This window comes from Rhodococcoides kyotonense (assembly GCF_001645385.1).
Lineage (GTDB): Bacteria > Actinomycetota > Actinomycetes > Mycobacteriales > Mycobacteriaceae > Rhodococcoides > Rhodococcoides kyotonensis_B.
Window position 1 is genome coordinate 696,699 of sequence record NZ_LVHI01000012.1, and the last position, 18,908, is coordinate 715,606.

At 65.2% G+C, this 18,908-nt stretch carries 19 protein-coding genes and 1 tRNA gene; 11 read left to right on the forward strand and 9 right to left on the reverse strand.

Going from position 1 to position 18,908, the window contains the following annotated elements; genetic code table 11:
* Positions 1-4: 4 nt before the first annotated feature.
* Both A3K89_RS11325 and A3K89_RS11335 read right to left on the reverse strand, forming a co-directional pair.
* The gene (locus A3K89_RS11325; RefSeq protein WP_068425286.1) at positions 5-673 is read right to left on the reverse strand and encodes an HAD family hydrolase; all 669 of its coding nucleotides are present in this window, start codon (positions 671-673) and stop codon (positions 5-7) included.
* 588 nt (positions 674-1,261) lie between these two features.
* Positions 1,262-1,459 carry a hypothetical protein gene (locus A3K89_RS11335; RefSeq protein WP_068425295.1) on the reverse strand — a complete coding sequence of 66 codons (198 nt, stop codon included), beginning with the start codon at positions 1,457-1,459 and terminating at the stop codon, positions 1,262-1,264.
* Between the two features lie 416 nt (positions 1,460-1,875).
* Between A3K89_RS11335 and A3K89_RS11340 the strand changes: the two genes are divergently transcribed.
* Genes A3K89_RS11340 through A3K89_RS11355 form a run of 4 tightly spaced genes read left to right on the forward strand, consistent with a single transcriptional unit; the run spans position 1,876 to position 5,415 of the window.
* Positions 1,876-2,871, forward strand: coding sequence for an ABC transporter substrate-binding protein (locus tag A3K89_RS11340; RefSeq protein ID WP_068425296.1), 996 nt, complete (start codon positions 1,876-1,878; stop codon positions 2,869-2,871).
* Complete coding sequence (locus A3K89_RS11345; RefSeq protein WP_068425298.1) at positions 2,871-3,959, forward strand: FecCD family ABC transporter permease; 1,089 nt, start codon at positions 2,871-2,873, stop codon at positions 3,957-3,959. Before A3K89_RS11340 ends, A3K89_RS11345 begins: the two co-directional genes overlap by 1 nt.
* Positions 3,956-4,723, forward strand: coding sequence for an ABC transporter ATP-binding protein (locus A3K89_RS11350; protein WP_068425300.1), 768 nt, complete (start codon positions 3,956-3,958; stop codon positions 4,721-4,723). Before A3K89_RS11345 ends, A3K89_RS11350 begins: the two co-directional genes overlap by 4 nt.
* Positions 4,720-5,415, forward strand: a complete 696-nt coding sequence (locus A3K89_RS11355) for a (2Fe-2S)-binding protein (protein WP_068425302.1) — start codon at positions 4,720-4,722, stop codon at positions 5,413-5,415. The genes A3K89_RS11350 and A3K89_RS11355 overlap by 4 nt, the downstream gene beginning before the upstream one ends.
* A gap of 128 nt (positions 5,416-5,543) precedes the next feature.
* Here the strand turns inward: A3K89_RS11355 and A3K89_RS11360 are convergent, their stop codons facing one another.
* On the reverse strand, positions 5,544-6,014 hold the full coding sequence (locus A3K89_RS11360) for a hypothetical protein (RefSeq protein ID WP_157105286.1): 471 nt from the start codon (positions 6,012-6,014) through the stop codon (positions 5,544-5,546).
* A gap of 383 nt (positions 6,015-6,397) precedes the next feature.
* Between A3K89_RS11360 and A3K89_RS11365 the strand changes: the two genes are divergently transcribed.
* Positions 6,398-7,861 (forward strand): MFS transporter, encoded by a 1,464-nt coding sequence (locus tag A3K89_RS11365; protein WP_068425305.1) that lies wholly within the window; start codon positions 6,398-6,400, stop codon positions 7,859-7,861.
* A gap of 27 nt (positions 7,862-7,888) precedes the next feature.
* On the forward strand, positions 7,889-8,947 hold the full coding sequence (locus tag A3K89_RS11370) for a 2,3-butanediol dehydrogenase (RefSeq protein WP_068425308.1): 1,059 nt from the start codon (positions 7,889-7,891) through the stop codon (positions 8,945-8,947).
* A 91-nt stretch (positions 8,948-9,038) separates the two neighbouring features.
* On the opposite strand, the gene A3K89_RS11375 is transcribed toward A3K89_RS11370, so the two are convergent.
* A tRNA-Thr gene (locus tag A3K89_RS11375) sits at positions 9,039-9,113 on the reverse strand.
* Positions 9,114-9,202: 89 nt separating this feature from the next.
* On the opposite strand from A3K89_RS11375, the gene A3K89_RS11380 reads away from it, so the two are divergent.
* On the forward strand, positions 9,203-10,690 hold the full coding sequence (locus A3K89_RS11380; protein ID WP_068425309.1) for a threonine/serine ThrE exporter family protein: 1,488 nt from the start codon (positions 9,203-9,205) through the stop codon (positions 10,688-10,690).
* Here the strand turns inward: A3K89_RS11380 and A3K89_RS11385 are convergent.
* Together A3K89_RS11385 and A3K89_RS11390 are read right to left on the reverse strand one after the other, a co-directional pair.
* Entirely contained in the window at positions 10,687-10,941 is a 255-nt protein-coding gene (locus A3K89_RS11385; protein WP_068425313.1) for an MbtH family protein, read from the reverse strand. The genes A3K89_RS11380 and A3K89_RS11385 overlap by 4 nt on opposite strands.
* A gap of 107 nt (positions 10,942-11,048) precedes the next feature.
* On the reverse strand, positions 11,049-11,858 hold the full coding sequence (locus A3K89_RS11390; protein ID WP_068425315.1) for an alpha/beta fold hydrolase: 810 nt from the start codon (positions 11,856-11,858) through the stop codon (positions 11,049-11,051).
* A gap of 115 nt (positions 11,859-11,973) precedes the next feature.
* On the opposite strand from A3K89_RS11390, the gene A3K89_RS11395 reads away from it, so the two are divergent.
* Positions 11,974-12,501, forward strand: coding sequence for a general stress protein CsbD (locus tag A3K89_RS11395; protein ID WP_068425320.1), 528 nt, complete (start codon positions 11,974-11,976; stop codon positions 12,499-12,501).
* A gap of 29 nt (positions 12,502-12,530) precedes the next feature.
* Positions 12,531-13,181 carry a hypothetical protein gene (locus tag A3K89_RS11400; RefSeq protein ID WP_068425321.1) on the forward strand — a complete coding sequence of 217 codons (651 nt, stop codon included), beginning with the start codon at positions 12,531-12,533 and terminating at the stop codon, positions 13,179-13,181.
* Between the two features lie 78 nt (positions 13,182-13,259).
* Here the strand turns inward: A3K89_RS11400 and A3K89_RS11405 are convergent, their stop codons facing one another.
* Complete coding sequence (locus A3K89_RS11405; RefSeq protein WP_174551406.1) at positions 13,260-14,201, reverse strand: GlxA family transcriptional regulator; 942 nt, start codon at positions 14,199-14,201, stop codon at positions 13,260-13,262.
* A 70-nt stretch (positions 14,202-14,271) separates the two neighbouring features.
* On the opposite strand from A3K89_RS11405, the gene A3K89_RS11410 reads away from it, so the two are divergent.
* Complete coding sequence (locus A3K89_RS11410) at positions 14,272-15,054, forward strand: NAD(P)H-dependent oxidoreductase (protein ID WP_068425331.1); 783 nt, start codon at positions 14,272-14,274, stop codon at positions 15,052-15,054.
* 16 nt (positions 15,055-15,070) lie between these two features.
* Here the strand turns inward: A3K89_RS11410 and A3K89_RS11415 are convergent, their stop codons facing one another.
* On the reverse strand, positions 15,071-16,840 hold the full coding sequence (locus A3K89_RS11415) for an ABC transporter ATP-binding protein (RefSeq protein WP_068425334.1): 1,770 nt from the start codon (positions 16,838-16,840) through the stop codon (positions 15,071-15,073).
* Positions 16,837-18,552, reverse strand: coding sequence for an ABC transporter ATP-binding protein (locus A3K89_RS11420; protein ID WP_174551407.1), 1,716 nt, complete (start codon positions 18,550-18,552; stop codon positions 16,837-16,839). The genes A3K89_RS11415 and A3K89_RS11420 overlap by 4 nt, the downstream gene beginning before the upstream one ends.
* 164 nt (positions 18,553-18,716) lie before the next feature.
* Here A3K89_RS11420 and A3K89_RS25970 point away from each other — a divergent pair, with 164 nt between their 5' ends.
* On the forward strand, positions 18,717-18,890 hold the full coding sequence (locus A3K89_RS25970) for a hypothetical protein (protein ID WP_165839498.1): 174 nt from the start codon (positions 18,717-18,719) through the stop codon (positions 18,888-18,890).
* Positions 18,891-18,908 lie beyond the last annotated feature (18 nt).

Below are 18,908 nucleotides of genomic sequence, written 5' to 3' on the forward strand. Positions count from 1 at the left end.
GATCTCACTCGCGTCCTTCTGCCCACCGAACGAGCTGGTCCGGATCAAGGCGGTCGACGGTGGCCACCGCGGCCGAGAAGTCCCCTCCGACCGTGTTCGAGTTCGGGAATGCAACGCATCGGATCGACGCGGCCGACGCCGACTCGACACCGCCGACGTTGTCCTCGATAGCGATGCAGTCGGCTGCGTTCTCGCCGAGCCCGTCGACGGCGACCCGGTACGCATCCGGATCGGGCTTGACCTCGGCCACCGTGGTCTTGTCGACGACGATGTCGAACGACGCCGCGCTGAGCTCTTCGAACGAATCGAGCAACGCGGACACGTTGTCCGGCGACGTGGTCGTCACCAGTCCCAGCTTGAAACCGTGGTCACGTGCAGCGGCGACGGTGTCCAGCACGCCCGGACGCGGCTCGATACCCTCCGTGGCAAGCAGCTTGCGGAAGAGCTCGGACTTGGTCGAATGCACTGCGGCAGAATCGACTTCCTGGCCACGAGACGACGCATAGTCGGCGATACGTGCGGCGCCACCGTTACTGGTGAGCATCTCGGAGTATTCCTCGCGTGACCAATTCCAGTCCAGACCGTGTTCGGCGAACGCGTCGTTGAACGCGCGCCGCTGGAGCTCGGACGTGTCGGCCAGCGTACTGATGGATCCGAAAAGTAGTGCAGTCATGTGTGGGTCCTCGAGGAAGTTGTGAACCGGGTCGTTCTGGTCACCGTCGTGACACGGCGTGTTCGGATAGCGCCGGCAATGCGTTTTCGTCGATCACCGACCAACTGCTTCAAGCCCACTCTGTCGACGGCGAGTGTCGGCCACACGCCTGCGAACATCACGGATGCATCACGAAATATCACGACCAGATAACGACCCTCGCGGGTGCTCGGAACGACCAGGATTCGAATCGACCGTTCACGGGCACAGCTTGTACAACCTCGGACCGTTCCCGGGAACGGCTCGACGGCCAGGTGCTGCCGGTTCAACCAGCAGCCGGCAGCACCGATCGCGCAGCACGCCGTGCACCAGCGGCGTGCGCTCGATGCGCGCTGCCGGGTTCACTACCCTCTGGACTGACCGCGTCGGTCACGACGATCGGTGCATGACAGGAGTTCAGGGAATTCGACGACGGTCAATCCCCAGGAAGCCGACAGCGCGTTCGACCACGCGTATCGAGTGACTTGCGATCACATTCTCGACGGCACTCATCCGACCGGAACGATGTTCCCGCGAGATGTGCAAGGTCGGCAGGCCCGAACTGACACATCACTCGTGGTTGTCGTCGCCGTGGGCCGTGACCCACGCAATGTCCACGGGGTCGTCACTGCTCAGAACCTGCATGTCCTCGCCACCGTCGCATGTGCACAACGCGATCGACACCGAACCACCGGTGTTCGACAGGAACCGCCACGTGCCGCCGCTGTCGACCCAACGGGCCAGTGTTGGCACGAAGTCGTCGTCCATGTCGCACTCCGTTCCGGCCGCACGCTGCCGACGGCATCAGGACTCATACTAAGCAGCGACGAAACGTCTTCCTCTGCCGACCAGGTCTGCCGTGTCTGGTGTCGCTGCTCTCGCCGACCATCGGAAGGATCGGCCTCGGACGGTGGACTGTGCAGCCCCGGGTGTTCGGGCTGGGGTACCTCATGCATACTGCAGGTCTGCACAAGCAAGCCAGTCATCGGGGGAAGCCGGTCGAAATCCGGCACTGACCCGCAACGGTGGGCCGCCCAGCTTTCAGGGGTGGCGAGTCCGATTACCCGATGAGTGGTGTGCGACAACCTATTCGTCGTGGTCTACGAATCGGCAGTCCAGCTCGTGGCGATTCGTGCTGCGCGCTGACTCTCACTTCGTGGCTCTGAGCTCCAAGCGAGGTTCTCATGTCACGTTCCACCCTCACTAGTGTTTGCACGGCCGCCCTATGTGCATCGTTTGCGCTCGTTCTGGCCGGTTGTTCGCGCGGCGACACCGTCGACACCGCGTCCGAACCCCCGGCGTTCGACGAGCCCGTCTCGATCACCAACTGCGATCTCACGCAGCAGTTCGACGCGCCGCCGCAGCGCATCGTCTCCATGAACGACCACGTCACCGAAGTCCTCATCGAGATGGGCGTCGCAGACCGCATCGTCGGCATGGGCTACCGCAACGCGACACCCACCCCCGATACTGCCGAGGCCTTCTCCCGAATTCCGGGACTGGCCGACGAATACCCGACCAAGGAGCAGATTCTCGATCTCGACCCTGACTTGGTCGTCGGCGGCATGCGCAGCGCCTTCAACGACAAGGAAGGTCGATCCCGGGAGTCGTTCGCCGACGTCGGGATACCTACGTTCCTGTTCTCCGAGTACTGCGGATCCGGCTTTCCCGACATCGGCATGCTCGAACAGGACTACACGCAACTCGGACAAGTGCTCGACGCCGAGGACGCAGCTCGGACGGTCACCGACGGTGTCGTCGCGCAGCTGACCGAGATCAGCGACACGCTCGCAGGCGCGGCGCCGACGCCGACGTTCTTCTACGACTCCGGCGAAGACGCACCCACCACTATCGGTGGAGTCGGCGTCGGGCAACTCATCGGTGACTATGCAGGCGCGGCCAACATCTTTCCCGAGGGCGAGCGCCCCTACCTGGACACCACGTGGGAGCTCATCGGCGAACGCGCTCCGCAGGCAATCATCGTTCTCGACTACGGCGACACCACGGCACAGGACAAGATCGATTACTTGAAGAACCAGCCGATCATGGCAACCACCCCTGCCGTGCAGTCGAACACCTTCATCGTGGTGCCACTCGACGATTTCTTCGAAAGTCCTCGCCTCGTCACCAGCGTCGACACCATCGCGCGAGCGCTGCACCCGGACAGGTTCACCTCCTGATGACCGCCGTTGTCGAAAAGCCGACTGCTGCACAGACAACCGCGTCACCACGGCGGTCCACGCTCGGCTTCGGAGCTTTGATCTTCGGCCTGATCGCGGCGCTGTTGCTGGCGATCGCGGCAGCAGTGTCGTTCGGGTCGGTTCGAATTCCGATCGGCGACGTCTGGGCGATCGTCGCGCATCGTGCGATGCCCGGCGCGCTCGAGTCCTGGTGGAGTGAGACACGGGAAGTCATCGTCGTCGAGTCCCGCCTGCCGCGATCGTTGACGGCCGCAGTCGTCGGAGCCGCGCTCGCGATGGCGGGCGGTGTCGCACAGGCTGTCACGCGCAATCCGCTGGCCGATCCCTATCTTCTCGGGGTGTCTTCGGGCGCGGGTTTCGGTGTGGTGCTGGTGATGACGATGGGCGTCGGAGCAGGCGTGCTCGGCGTGTTCACCATTCCTGCTGCCGGATTCATCGGGGCGATGATTCCGCTTTTCCTGGCCTTGCTGATCGGCGGTCGGTACCCGCAGTCGACGGCCATCGTTCTTGTCGGCGTCGCACTGGGAAGTGTGTTCTCGGCGTTGATCACGTTCACACTGCTGGTCTTCGCCGACGAGCACACCCTGGGCGGTGTGTTGCATTGGCTTGCGGGAGGATTCGGTGACGCGCGGTGGGCGACACTCACCTTCCCTGCCATCGCGCTTCTTGTCATCGGCGTCGTGTTGTTGCTCAGCGCGCCACGCATGGATCTTCTGAAGACCGGTGACGACGGTGCCGTCGCCCTCGGTCTGAATGTTCGACGCTTCCGCGTGATCCAGCTTCTCGCCGTGTCGATGCTGGCCGGCGCAGCCGTATCGGTCGGTGGCGGAATCGGATTCGTCGGGTTGCTGGTCCCGCATCTGGCCGGCTACATCGTCGGCACCCGCGCTATCAGACTGCTACCGGTCGCAGCCTTGCTCGGGGCGATCGCACTGGTCGGCGCCGACACCCTTGCCCGCTCGATCGCACGCAGTACCGAAGTGCCGGTCGGTGTCGTCACGGCACTGGTCGGAGCACCGATCTTCGTGTTCATGCTCTACCGCCAATACGGAAAGGCAGTCCGGTGACTCTGTCCGTCCACAACGTCTCCGTCAGCCTAGGCAATCGAGAAGTGCTGCACGGCATAGGCTTCGAGGTGCAACCCGGCCAGATACTCGGTCTCGTCGGACCCAACGGGTCCGGCAAGACGACGGCCCTCCGATGCTGTTACCGCGCGCTGACCCCGACGGCCGGGACCGTGCTGGTCGACGCCGTCGACGCCCACACGATGAAACGATCCGAACTCGCCCGAGCAGTCGGCGTCGGGACTCAGGAGCCGGAAGCTTCTGCGGGCCTTACTGTTCGAGAGTCGGTTGCGCTGGGTCGGGTACCGCACCGCGGATGGTTCGACCGCCCGACCACGTCGGACGACGCCATCGTCTCGACATGCCTGTCGCGTGTGGATCTGACGGACCTGGCCGACCGGGACGTCGCGGCCTTGTCCGGTGGTGAACGTCAACGCGTCGCCATCGCTCGTGCGCTTGCGCAACAACCACGAATCCTGTTGTTGGACGAGCCGACGAACCATCTCGATCTCCGTCATCAGCTCATCGTCATGAACGCGGTTCGAGAGCTCGCAGCAGAAGGTCTTGCGGTCGTGGTCACCGTGCACGACCTTCGGCTTGCGGTCGAATACTGCACGTCCTTGGCCGTTCTCGACGGCGGCTCGGTCGTGGCTGCAGGTCCGACGGCCGACGTGCTCGGTGAACGATTGTTGGCGGAGGTGTTCGGGATCCGGGCCACCGTGTGTTCGGACCCTCGCCCCCGGATCGATATCGAGGGCCTGGCATGACCGCGTATGAAACGACTGCCGCGGCGGTACCGGCGCTCGCCGACTACCTCGACGGTCCGTTCGACCTCCCCGCCACGGTCATGCTCGACCCGACATGGATCCGCGCACGTGTCGACGACACCGGGCGGCGGTGGAACTGTGTCGACGACCGTGTGAACGGAACGTTGTGGTGGTACTCGGCCAGCTCCACGCTGGCGTTCGTCGCCATCGCCACCGCGATGGTGACCGGCCGCGCAGCCAACCCCGACCTGCACACGTCTCGAACGTTCCTGAGACCGAACGGCTACCTCGGCGGGGTGCACACCGACGATGTCGTGGGCCTTCCGGAACTGCCCGCGGCACTCGACAAGACCATGGGCGCCGTGATCGATGTCCTCGCGACCGTGTCGGGAGCGCGCAGGCGTGCGTTGTGGGCGATCACCACCGACTCCATCGCCAACCGAGCACTCGATGTCGGTGCCGCCCTGGGTGATCGGACACGTGGCAGCACATTCGCCGCGACCGTGATCGACAGCATGCCCTCGTCTCCGCCTGCACCCGGATTCGTCGACGTAGGTGGTCGCCGATTCACCCGTCGCTGCTCCTGCTGTCTCCTCTACGAAACCTCCGACGCCGACAAATGCAGCAGCTGCCCACGACGTACACGAGAGGACCGCCGGGCGCGGCTGGAAGCTGCGGCGGCCAGTCGGTGACGGGGATGTCGGCGGGCACGTAGGGCTGCGCGACAGGTCGTCGGCGGGTGGCAACGAAGGTCGGGTGGCCTCGTCGATTGCAGAGACGGCAGTTCGCCCGACGACCACCGGTCTGCATGACCGTGCGGTCACACTCCTGTGGCCGCGCCTTGCGCGAGGTCTCTGCTGCCGAAGACGGGTACCGCGCACAGCAATGGAAGGACATCACGGACGACTCGTCGTCCGCCGTCGTCACTTGCGGACTCCACCACCGGTCGCAGCAGTACCCCATCGGCCACCGACGCCGAGGCGATGTCGGTGATGAGTCCGGCCAGGCCTGGCCCCGTTCCGACGTACGTCACGGTGGTGGAGTCGCACGCGACCGCCGCGGCCAGTTCGCGGCGAGCGGTGCGTGCGTCGTCGGCGATATGGATGTCGATCTCCAGAATGATTGCGACCTCGGACGGGCCCGCACCCGAATCCTCGCGTTCCCGTCGCACGCGGGCGTATTGCCGTTGCGCGTCGCCGAGATCGCGGGCGCGTAGGCGAATGACTGCACGCGGTACCGGCCCCGTCAGGTGGACGAGGCGATTGTCGGGCATCACATCGGGAACGCTCATCGCCGGGCCCCGGTGAACTGCCCGGCGGCATCGACGACGTCGCTGGCGAACGTCCCCAGCGTCTCCGTTCCATCGTTTCTGTCGACGAGCAACTCGGCCATAGGACACGCTCCACTAGGTCGGCAATGTGATCTTTCGGAAACGTAACAACGATGTCGTCTGCGTCACAGTCCTCGAAGGAGGACGACCTTGCCGCCTCGCCGGACACCCGCGCCAACTGACCTCCAAAGAGGACTGTTTCGGCGCGGAGTCGAGCTTTAGCGTTTGCCATCTGTTACTTACCTCACACTGGCCGACCAAAAGTGTCGCGCCGCCGCTTTGCCGGGTCCGTGCGCCGCTTGGATCCCTCACCTCGTTGCTCAGTACTTGGTTCGGAGACCCCCATGCTCGAAAATGACACGAAACTCACCACAGAAGGGCCGTTGCCCGCCGCGGCCGAGCCACCGTCCTTGACGTCGAGACGCTTCCGTCTCACGGCTGTCGTACTTGCCGTCGTGGCGGCATCGTTCGAGATCCAGCAGCTGATGGTCATCCCGCTTCTCGGCTTGCTGTCGACGTCACTCGACGTGTCGGCGGCGACCACGACGTGGATCGTTCTGTCCGGCTTGGTCGCGGGCGCGATACTGACCGGTCCGCTGTGCAGGCTTGCCGACAGAATTGGGCCGAAGAAGGTATACCTACTGGCCGCGAGCGCAGTGTTCATAGGAAATGCGTTGTGTGCATTGGCTATTGCGTGGCAGCTGCCGGCGCTGATGCTGGTCGGTCGCGCCCTCGTCGGCATCAACATCTCGGCGGCGCTCGGCGTCGCCATTCTCAAATCACTGTGCAGTCCGAAGCAGATGCAGATGGGAATGGGCATCGTCACTCTCGGCCTCGGAGTCGGCGTCGTGCCGTCGTTCCTGCTCGCAGGAATCTTGATCGACCGCGGCGCCGAGCTGGTCACAGTCTTCTGGGTGACTGCCACGCTCGCCGCTGCATGTGTACTGCTTCTTCTCCTCGTCCCGACCACCGCCGGTTTCGCCACGGTCCGTATCCCGCTGCTGTCCTCCGTTCTCATCGGTAGTTGGGTGCTGCCGATCTGCCTCTTCCTGAGCCTCGGCAACTCACACGGATGGACTTCACCGTCGTCGTTCGTTCTTCTGGTGGTGGCCGTCATCGGCTTCGCGGGCTGGGCCCGTCACGAGTCGTCCTCCGACAATCCCCTGATTCCGCTACGCATGCTGCGCGGCAACGCGCTGGTGGGGTACTACGCCACCGCATGCATCGGATTACTCGCCTACGGTTACTACCTCACCGCCTCGGCGTTCGCGCAGACCCCGCCTGCCGAGGCCGGCTACGGCTTCGGTGCGTCCGTGTTCGAATCGGGATTGATTCTGGTCCCGGTCGGCATCACCGTTGCCGTCCTCGGCCCGCTCGTCGGCAGGCTCCTGCACGCCGTCGGGCCCAAATGGGTACTTATTGCCGGAGCCGGCATTCTCACCGCTCAATTCATCCTGATGGCCGTCGTCAAGTCCGAGCTCTGGCACATGTACGCGTATGCAGCGATGTTCGGCGTCGGCGTCGCGCTCTTCCTCCCGGCGGGGTGGTCCGTGTTCGCCCTGCAGGCAAAGTTCGACGACATCGGAATCACCGCCGGTATGGCGCTCATAATGCAGATGATCTACGGAGCTTTCGCAGCGGCTATCGGAACAGTATTCCTCACCCGCGACGTGGTGCCGGGGACGTCCTACTCCGTCGAAAGCGGCTACACCACAGTCTTTTTGCTGTACGCAGTCGGCATGGCCGTGGCGTGCATCACCGGCTTCTTCATCCGACGAGACCCGTCGATCGATCACCACGACAGCTGACTGCATCACAATCCGAGGAGAACGACGATGAAAGCATTGCGCTACTACGGTGCCCGCGACATCCGGTTGGACGACATCGACGAGCCCGAACCGGGGCCGGGCATGGTGAAGGTCGCCGTGGAAGCCGCAGGCATCTGCGGATCGGACATTCACGAGTACCGCGGAGGACCCATTTCGACACCGGTGCATGCGCCTCACCCGCTCACCGGGGAGAGTACGCCCATCGTCCTCGGTCACGAGTTCTGCGGGACCGTCGTCGCCGTCGGTGACGGCGTGAACCGCATACGCGTGGGGCAGCGCGTGGCTGCGAACGCAGCGCTGTGGTGTGGGCAATGCGCGGCCTGCGTCGACGGCCACACCAACGTCTGTCACAGCATCGGATTCCACGGAGTCAGCGGCGGCGGCGGCGCATTCGCGGCCTTCGACGTGATCGGTGAACGCAACGCGCACGTCGTTCCCGACGCCGTTCCCAGCTCGGTAGGGGCGCTGCTCGAACCGTTGGCCACCGCTGTACACGCCGTCAAGCTCGCAGACGTGTCCGAAGGAGACCACGCCGTCGTGTTCGGAGCCGGACCTCTGGGGCTCATGGTGATCAGCTACCTGGCCGGCTCCGGTTCGGCGGGAATCGTTGCGGTGGAACCACATCCGGAGCGAGCAGCCGCAGCCCGCCGACTCGGTGCCTCGACCGTCATCGATCCGCTCACCGAAGACGTCGTATCTCGCATCGCCGAGGCCGTCGGTGACGGTCGCGTCGGTGCCAGCTTCGACGCGGCGGCAGCGCCCGACAGCCTGCACACCGCGATCGCGGTGACGGGAACACGGGGATGCGTGATCAACATCGCCGCCTGGGAGAAGCCGATCGAGTTCGACCCGACCATGTTGCTGTACCGAGAAATCTGCATTCGAGGCAGCCTGGCCTACGACAGCGGCGACTTCGAGGACGCCATTGCACACGCCGTCCAGCGTGTCGGGGACCTGTCATCCCTGATCACATCGACCATCCCGTTGAGCGACGTGGTGACAGCAGGATTCGACCGGCTCGCATTCGAACGGAACGACGAGATCAAGGTGCTCGTCACCCCGTGACCCGACGCCGGCGCGGGGCACACCCGCACCAGCTGTTCGGAACGGACCAAAGAAAATACCCCAACCAGATTCCCTGGTCGGGGTCTTTTCGTGGAGCCCCCTAACGGGATTGAACCGTTGACCGCTCGCTTACAAGGCGAGTGCTCTACCGCTGAGCTAAGGAGGCGTTGTGCGTCAGCCACTATAGCCGTCCACGTGACTATCAGTGCCAACAGGTACCTTGTCGGAGGATCAACCCAGCGACAGAAAACGGACATGACCTTCCTGCACGACTTGACGGCCACGCTCAGCCGTCTGACGGGTGAGCGTCGCGCCACCATCGATACACCCACTGCAGCACCGTCGCCGCTGCAGCCGATCGACCTCACCGACGACGCGGTCGTCGCTGAGGTGCTCGACCTGGCGGTGCGTGTCGGCGAGGTTCTTCTCGCCTCGGGCACCTCTGCGACGGATACTGCAACGCAGGTGCAGTTCATCGCCGCCACGTACGGTCTGGCTCGCACCGATGTGGATGTCACGTACAACTCGATCACTCTCAGCGCCCACCGCGGCCCGACGCGTCCGCCGTCGACGACGATGCGCATCGTCCACTACCGCTCGATGGACTTCACGCGTCTGGCTGCTGTCGACCGGTTGATTCGCGGTGTGCGTATGAAGATGATTCCGCCGCCGATCGCGCGCGAGACGTTGGACAGGATCACGACGGCTCCCCATCCGTACAACCGCTGGATCGCGACGTTCGCGTGGGCCGGAATGGCCGCGTCGATCGGCGTGCTGCTCGGTGGTGGCGTCCTCGTCGCGGTCGTGAGTTTCCTGACGACGATGGTGATCGACCGCATCGGCCGCGTCCTGAATCGCGCCGGCCTTCCGTTCTTCTTCCAGCAGGTCGTCGGCGGCTTCGTCGCGGCGACGCCTGCCATCACGCTCTACAACTTCCAGGACCAGCTGGGGATCTCCATTTCTCCGTCGCAGGTCATCGCCGCCGGTGTGACGGTACTGCTGTCGGGATTGTCGCTGGTCGGCTCGGTACAGGACGCGATCACCGGGGCACCGATCACGGCGTCGGCCAGATTTTTCGAAGTTCTGATGATGACGGGCGGCATCATCGCCGGCGTGGCGACGTCGCTCAAATTGGCGGCCATCATCGGTATGGACCTGCCGCTGATCAGCAACACACCACTGCCGGACATCACGCAGGTGCCGACGAAAGTGCTTGCAGGTGCGGCGGCGTCGCTGTTCTACGCGCTGGCCTGCTACGCCGAGAGGCGCGCACTGACGGCTGCGTTCTTCGGCGGTTTCGCGGGCGCGCTCGGCTACCTGATCGTGCAGCAGCTCGACACGGGCCCGATCATCGCGTCGGCATTCGCCGCGACGGTCGTCGGTTTCGCCGGTGGTCTGATGGCTCGTCGGGCATTGATTCCACCGTTGATCGTGGCGGTCGCAGGCATCACGCCGTTGCTGCCCGGTCTGTCGCTCTACCGCGGCCTGTACGCGATGCTGAACGAGCAGTTGCTCATCGGCATCAGCTCGTTGTTCGCCGCCTTCGGCATCGGCTGCGGACTCGCCGCAGGGGTGACCCTCGGTGAATGGGGAGCCCGTACGCTGCGGCGTCCGCGCATTCTCGCGCGCACGGAAGAGCTACTGCGTCCCACTCTTCGACGCACAGAAGAACCGCGCCGCCCGACGACTCGTCGGCGACGCGGTTCTCCGGAAAAGACCACTCAGAAGGAGCGCCGGGTCTAGGCCTCGGGCTTGCCTTCAGCGGACTGACGTGCAGCTGCGTCGGCCTCCATGGCCTCGCGGAGGCTACGCGGACGCATGTCGGTCCAGTTCTTCTCGACGTACTCCAGGCATGCTGCGCGGCTGTCCTCACCGAAGACGACTCGCCATCCCTGAGGGACGTCGGAGAACGTCGGCCACAGCGAATGCTGATCTTCGTCGTTGACCAGTACGAAGAAGCGTCCGTCTTCGTCATCGAATGGATTGGTGCTCATCTCGCCTCACTCGTCACAAACGTGTTGTTTATCGGCAGTCTTCACTGTGAAGTGCCCCCCGACCCTAGCAACGCACAGTATCGCACCGGGGTGCCAGCTTCTTCAGCTCAGCTGCGCAGAAAGTCCAGGATCGCGTCGTTGATCGCGTCGGGCCGCTCGAGATAACCGTAGTGGCCGACGTCGGGAATCTCGACGTACTGTGCGCCGGGAATCGACTTCGCGAGCTCGGCGCTGAGGTACGCCGGGATCATGCGGTCGTGTTCGAACCCGACCGACAGGCACGCCACCGAGATCCGGCTGTAGACGGCGCTGCGATCGAACCTGTCGTCCATGCCCAGCTGGGCTCGCACGCCCGGCGACGTCGGCGCAGTCGAGAACTCGAACAAGTCGAGCCAATCGCGGGCGCTTCGCGGGTCGGCCAGCGTCGTCGGCGACAGATTCATCACCGCGGTGACCGCGGCCGCATACGTGGGCGGCAATTCCGTCTTCGAGTCCGCGAGCGCGCGCTCACCGTCGCCCAGCGTCTTCTGGAACTCGTCGAGACGGGCATGACCGGCTAGGAAAACGGCCTTGCGGACCAGGTCCGGACGCGTCAGCGCCAGCTCCTGCGCGACGCGCGCACCCATCGATGTTCCAACGACGTGGGCCTTCTCGTCACCGTCGCGGACCAGCTCGATCACCCCCGCGGTATCGGCGACGAGATCGTCGATGGTCATCCCCTGGGCGCTCTCGTACGACGGCGCGATGCCCCGGTTGTCGAAATAGCAGACGCGGTAGCCGGCCTTGACGAGGGCGGGAACCTGGTGAAGCTCCCATACGCGGCCGGGGCTGCCGGTGCCCATGATGAGCACGACCAGGTCGCCTGTCCCCTTGACCTGGTAGTTCAGCGATATCCCGTTCACGGTCGCAATCGGCATGTAACTCCTTCAGATAAGTCCCTGGTGCTCGCGAAGAGCTTAGTGCTGGTTTCTGTCGTCGACCACGGGGTAGTCCTGCCACGACCCGATCGCGACCATGCGAGGAGTAGCCCAGATGAGCGATGACAGAGCATCCGACCAGGCACGAAAGAGCCTGTTCGACGCGGCCAAGGGAAAAGCCAAAGAGGTCGTGGGTGCCGTCACCGGTAACGACGAACTGACCACCGAAGGCCAACTGCAGAGCGCCCAGGCGCGCGAGCGCAAGGAAGCCAAGGCCGCCGAACTCGCTGCCGAGGCGCAGGCACAGGACGCGGCCGAGGAGCTGGCGTCGGCGAAGAACATCGCGGAGGAACAGCGCGAGGCCGCGAGCGAGAGCGCGGACGAGGTCGAGGCGAACGCTCGACGCGTCCGACAGGAGCAACACCTGGCCGCCGAACAGGCCAAGAGCCAGGCCATCGCCGACGCGTCGACGCAAGCCGAGATCGACGCGCAGGCCGAGCAGATCGAGGCCGCTGCGGAAAGACGGTCCGACGCGACCGAGGCCACCAAGGAAGAAAGCGACGCCGTGCGCGAGCACAGCGAAGACATCGCCGACGCCGACGCGCTGCGGGCCGAGGCCGATCGGGCGCGTCGGAACGCGTGACACCCCTTACGTCGACAAGGAGATTTGCCATGAACGCGCTCAGCATTCCGCTTTCCATTCTGAGACTGCAGTACAAGATCGTTCGGATCCCACTCCAGCTGTTCGAGACCAACGTCGTTCAACGACGTGACACCGAGGACCCGGCGCGGCTCGCGTACGAGCGCACGGTCGGAACGTTGGACAAGGTGATCGGCGGCGCGCTCGGCGCTACCGACATCGAGCGGCGAGGATCGAAGCTCGTCGAGCGAACGGACGATCTGGCCCGCGCAAGCCGACTCGACGAGCTCGCCGACGAAACCGAGGCCCAAGCAGATCAGAAGTTGGAGTCCGCCCGCGAGGCCGCGCACAAGGAGCGGGCGGCAGCGGCCGAGGCTGCCGACGACGCTGCGCGTGAGGCTCGCCGCGAGGCCGAGGAGCGCAAGCAGCAGGCAGCCCAGGACGCGGAAGAGCGTGCGGCCGCAGAGAAGCAGCGTGCCGACGAGCTCGCCGCATCGCGCGTCGAGGAGGCCCGCAAGGCAGAGGAGAAGCAGCGCGAGCAGATCGCCAAGGTCGAGGAGATCGTCTCCGCGCCCGCGGAGGCCGAACTCGCCGACGCCGCCGAGCACCAGGAAGAAGCCGAGGCGAAGAAGGAAGAGGCCGAGCGGATCGAGAAGTTGTTCCTGGCCGAGAAGAAGGACTAGGCGCGCTACGCGCACCTTTCAGCCCACGCGCACGTTGCAACCTGCGCGTGGGCTGAAACGTGCGCGGGGCTGTGCCCGTCAGCCCCGGAACGTCGAGCGATACGCGCTCGGCGAGCCTCCGATCTCGGCCATCAACTGTTGACGCATCGAGGTCGCGGTTCCGAAGCCCGCCTCCTCAGCGATCCGGTCGATCGTGAGGTCGGTGTTCTCCAACAACTCTCGCGCGCGGTGCAGCCGCTGCGCCGCGATCCACTTCGCCGGGGACACACCGACTTCCGCGGTGAAGCGCCGCGTGAACGTCCGGACACTCATCGACTGTCGTTGCGCCAGAACCTCTACCGACAGATTCTGCCGCAGATTCGCGACTGCCCACTCCTGAGCCGACGCGGTCGACGTCGTCGTGGTCCGCGGCACTGGCGTCGTGATGTATTGCGCTTGTCCGCCGCTGCGATGCGGCGGCACGACGGTTCCTCGCGCGACACGGTTGGCGACCGACGCGCCGAAGTCGTGGCGAATCATGTACAGGCACAGATCGATTCCCGACGCCTCCCCGGCTGCCGTGAGAATGTTCCCGTCGTGGGTGTAGAGCACGTTCGGTTCGAGGTGCACCTGCGGATACAGTGCGCGAAACTGATCCGCCGAAGCCCAGTGAGTCGTCGCCCGTCGCCCGTCGAGCAGCCCGGCCGCGGCCAGGACGAACGCCCCTGTACAGATCGACGCGATGCGCGCCTCCGGCGGTATGTGATCGAAAATTTCGGTGCCCGACGACGACTTCGGTCCGTAGTCCAGATCCGACGCCGGCACGATGACGGTGTCCGCGTCGACCAGCGCGTCGAGACCCTGTGAGACGTGGATCCGGACATCTGCATCGGTGCGCACGGGCCCGGGCGTCGTCGTACAGGTGACGACGTCGTACAGCTTTTCACCGCTCTCGGACGCAGCCTGACCGAACAGCCGATGCACGGATCCGAACTCCATCCCGAGAAGTCCGTCGCGCACGAACACCACCACTCGATGCATGGCCGGATTCTTTCACATGTTGTCCGATCGGCCACTGTTCTTACGGAAACGCCGGTGACAGGCTCATGACATGAACATTCTCTGGGTTCTCGCGCATCCCGACGAGCGGTCGCTGAATGGCTCGCTTCGAGACTCGGCCATCACAGCACTTGCCGACGCGGGCCATACCGTCGAACAGTCCGATCTCTATCGTATGGCGTGGAATCCCGTTGTCACAGGCGAGGATTACGCCCACGACCCCGACGAACGGTTGCAGGTCGCGACGGCGTCGTCGACGGCACTGCGCACCGGCACCCTGGCAGAGGAGATCGTCGTCGAGCAGGAGAAGTTGCGCCGAGCCGACGCCGTGGTACTGCAGTTTCCGCTGTGGTGGTTCTCGATGCCGGCGATCATGAAGGGTTGGATCGACCGGGTGTTCGTCGAAGGATTCGGATACGGCATCCGGCGTGACACCGGGGGCACCCGACGCTACGGCGACGGCCTGATGGCGGGAACCCGCGCGATGATCGTCACCAGCATGGGCGGAAGCGAACACACCGTGTCGCCGCGCGGAATCAACGGGTCACTCGATGAGCTGCTGTTCCCGATTCAGCACGGATTCCTCTGGTACACAGGGATGTCCGTGCTACCGCCGGTGTTGGTGCCGAGCGCTGACAGGATCGGGCCCGACGAGTACGAGCACGCCGAGAAGACGCTGCACGATCGACTGGCTTCGCTGTTCACCGACGATCCGATCCCATTCCGGCACCAACACGGCGGCGAGTACGACGAGAAGTTCGTACTGCGTCCCGAGTATGGTGCCGGAGATTCGGGAGTGCGGGTGCACAGGCGCGTCGCACCCGTGCGCGGATAGTTGTAGCGGAGACCGACTATCCGCGCACGGGCCGCGCAGCGGCACTCTCCCACGCCGACCACAGTTCGGCGTAACGTCCACCGGCAGCAACTAATTCGTCGTGCGGACCCTGCTCGATGATCGTGCCGTGCTCGAGCACGACGATCCGGTCCGCTGCCGCCGCCTGCGTCAGTCGATGCGCGACGACGAGCGTGCTGCGGCCACGGGTAGCGGCGTCGGCTGCAGCTTCGAGATCGCGTGCACCCGAACTTCCCGCCTCGGCGGTCGCTTCGTCGAGCACCGCGACCGCGGGATCGGCGAGGACGAGCCGAGCGAGCGCAAGTTGTTGCGACTGAGCGGAAGTCAGCGCGTGACCACCTTCGCCGACGACGGTGTCGAGGCCGTCGCCTAGCGCGTCGACCCACCTGTCCGCCCCGACGGTCTCGAGCGCCGCACGAACGTCGTTGCGCGACGCGTCGGGCGCCGCGAGCAGCAGGTCGTCGATCAGCCTGCCCGCGAACACGTGGACTTCCTGGCTGACGATCGCGATGTGGCGCCTGAGACCGTCGGCACCGAGATCGGCGAGTGTCTCGCCGCCGATCCTGACGGTTCCCGACGTCGACGCGATCGACCCGGCTGCGATCGCCGCGATCGTCGACTTGCCCGCTCCCGTCGAACCGACGAGCGCAACCGTCTCTCCCGCAGCCACTTTCAGGTCGATGCCGTGCAGCACCTCGTGACCGGTGTCGTACGAGTGCCGCAGATCCGAGACCTCGAGTGTCCCGTCGGAGGGCGTCGCGCCGGTTCCGGGCGAACGGTCGTCGGGAATGTCGATGACGCCGACGAGACGCGCAAGGCTCGCGCCTGCCGATTGGACGTCGTCGAACGAGAACATCAGCATGCCGATGGGGTTGAACAAGCGGTGGAACAGCAGCGCTGCAGCGGTGACCTGGCCGACGGTGACGTAGCCGTCCTGTACGAACAGGAACCCGGCGGCGAGGATGACCGACAGGCCGACGCACTCGGCGCGGTTGCTGCGAGATCCGAAGCGCGTGAACAGTCGAAACACGGTGATGCCGATGTCACGCGCCTTGCCCGACGCGTTGTCGATCTCGGCGAGGTGGGCGTCCTCCAGCCCGTAGGCGCGGACGGTTCGCGCACCCTGCATGCTGCTGATCAACGCCTGTGAACGCTCGCCCATCGCGACACGCTCCGCGGCGTACAGAGGCGCCGACCTCGGCAGATACCACCGGAGCGCCATCACGTACATCGGAATCGCGACCATGCCTGCGAGGCCGAGCCGCCAGTCGAGGCTGAGCATCGCGACCACGCTGAGCGACACCAACAGCAGCGCCGACACGATGTTGGGGATGACCTCGCCGATCGACTTGGCCATCACTGCGACGTCGTCGCCGACACGCGAGAGCAGATCGCCCTTCCCGACGCGTTCGAGCGTGCTGACCGGCAGGTGCAGTGCGCGCGAGAGCACGCGTTCACGCAGCGTCGCGAGCATGCCTTCGCCCAGCTTGCTGATCAGGTACGAGCCCAACGCGGTGAACACGCCGCCGACGATCGCAGCCACGGTGATGATCACGACGACGGTGACGATCGTCGACGTCGGTGCACCCTCGGTGACCCGGTCGACCAGGATGCCGAACACGTACACCGGAATCAGCGACATCGCGGCGGCGACGGCGCTGACCAGGAGCGTCAGTGCCGCGAGGCCGCGTCGGGAATTCAACTCGTTCGACAGATAGGCCCAGGACCGTGTGCCCGTGGCGATCGGAAGCAGTTGTTGCGTGGTCATCGGAGGACCGTCTCCTTGTAGCGAGCATCGCCGACGGCGAGGTCGTGATGGGTACCTTCCGCGACGACGCGTCCCTCGTCGATCACGAGAACTCGGTGCGTCACCGCCAGCAGCGCGGGGCTCGTCGTGATCAGAATGGTTGTCTGTGCGCGGGTGTCGTCGTGACGCAGTTCCCGGATGCCGGTCGCGATGGCGTGTTCGGTGACGGCGTCCACGGCCGTCGTCGGGTCGTGCAGCACGAGAACGGGAGCCGACATCGCCAGTGCGCGCGCGAGTGCGACGCGTTGGCGTTGCCCGCCGGACAGGCTGGCGCCGCGGTCCGTGACGGAATGGTCGAGACCCTTCTCGTGCATGTCGACGACGTCGGTGGCGGCCGACGCGGTGAGAACGCGACCCAGATCCTGCCTGTCGCTCCCGGCTGCGATGTTGGTGCGCAGGGTGCCGGCGAACAGGTCGGTGTTGTGCGGTTCCACGAGGACGGTCTTGCGCACCTCGGGCAGTCCGAGACCGTGGATGTCGAGGCCACCGATCGTGATGGATCCGAGGTAGTCGTCGGCCCCGAGCTGGCCGGACAGCACGGCGGCCAAGGCCTCGCCGTCCTGCGCACGGAGCGCGACTACGCCGAGCAACTCCCCGGGCGCCGCCGAGAGATCGACCCCGTCGAGCGAGCGATACGTGACGCCTTTCACCGCGAGGTCGGTCGCGGACGGCTTCTCGGAACCACCTTCGGCGAGAACATGATCGGCGCCGAGCACGAGCGCGAGTCGGTCCGCGGAACCGCGCACGACGGCAGCGACGCCCGGCAGCCGGGACATCGTCGTCAGCGGCTCCATGACGAACTGCGACAGGCCGACGACGGTGATGAGCTCACCGACCGAAATGCGCCCTTGCAGCGCGAAGAATCCGGCCATGCCGGCGACACCGACCGACAGCAGCGCGCTGACCGTCGTCGAGAATCCCAGGTAGACGCTGTTGGCCTTGGCCATCTTCATCGTCGCCGTCAACGCAGTCCTGCTCGACGCGTGGAAGCGCGTCGCCGCGGCGTTCTCGGCTCCGATGCCGCGCAGCGGACGCACGCCGCTGACGAGATCGGTGGCCATGCCGGATACGCGCGCGACGGTGGCCTGCTGCTGCGTCGCGGCCCTCGTCAGCAGCGGGGCCGCGCGTTGCAGCAGGAACATGATGACCGGAGTGCCGATGAGCACCGCGAGACCCAGTGGGATGTCGATGACCAGGAGTGCGACGGCACACACTGTTGCCGCCGTCGATGCCGCGACGGTACGGGCGATGACGTCGAGAATCCACGACGTCTTCTCGGCGTCGGACGTCGACACCGACAGCAGCTCTCCGGACACGAGATCGGTACGCACCCCGCGCGGGTGCAGCACTTTGCCTGCCACCTCGACACGCATGAGATGAGCCTCACGTTCGATGCCGACGACGATGATGCGCGCACCGAATCGGTAGGCGTACGACAGCACGACGAACAGCGCAGCCAGTCCGACCAGCGACAAGATCATCGCTCTGCCGTCGCCGGTGTCGATGGCACGGCCGACGATCAGACCGATCGCGACCGGCACCATCGTCTCGCAGAACTGGTGCACACAGAAGAAGATCGACGAGATGATCAGCCGCGCACGCTGGCGTCGAACACTGCGACGCAGGATCGCGCTGCCGGTCGTCGGCGAGTCACTGACGGAAGACACGGCCATCACGCCGCCGGGTGGGAAAAGTGCATTAGCCGACCCTAATCCATAGGGGTGTCAACCTGTTCATGCCCGAAAGTGGCGAGAGTGCGTCCGATTTACATAGAGTCGTGGCGCGACGAGCACAATCAGCTCTCGAATTGCAAGGTTCAACGAAGACGGAGATCACCATGGCCGCCAAGACGACCACCGACAACGACATCGCCGACGAAGACATCGAGCCCTTGGCCGACGAGACGGCAGTGCAGGCACAGCGCGTCGTCGCGGCATACGCGAACGATGCCGACGAGTGCCGCATGCTTCTGTCGATGTTGGGTATCGAACCCACTGCAAAGGTCGACTAGTTCGCCGCGGGGAACTTC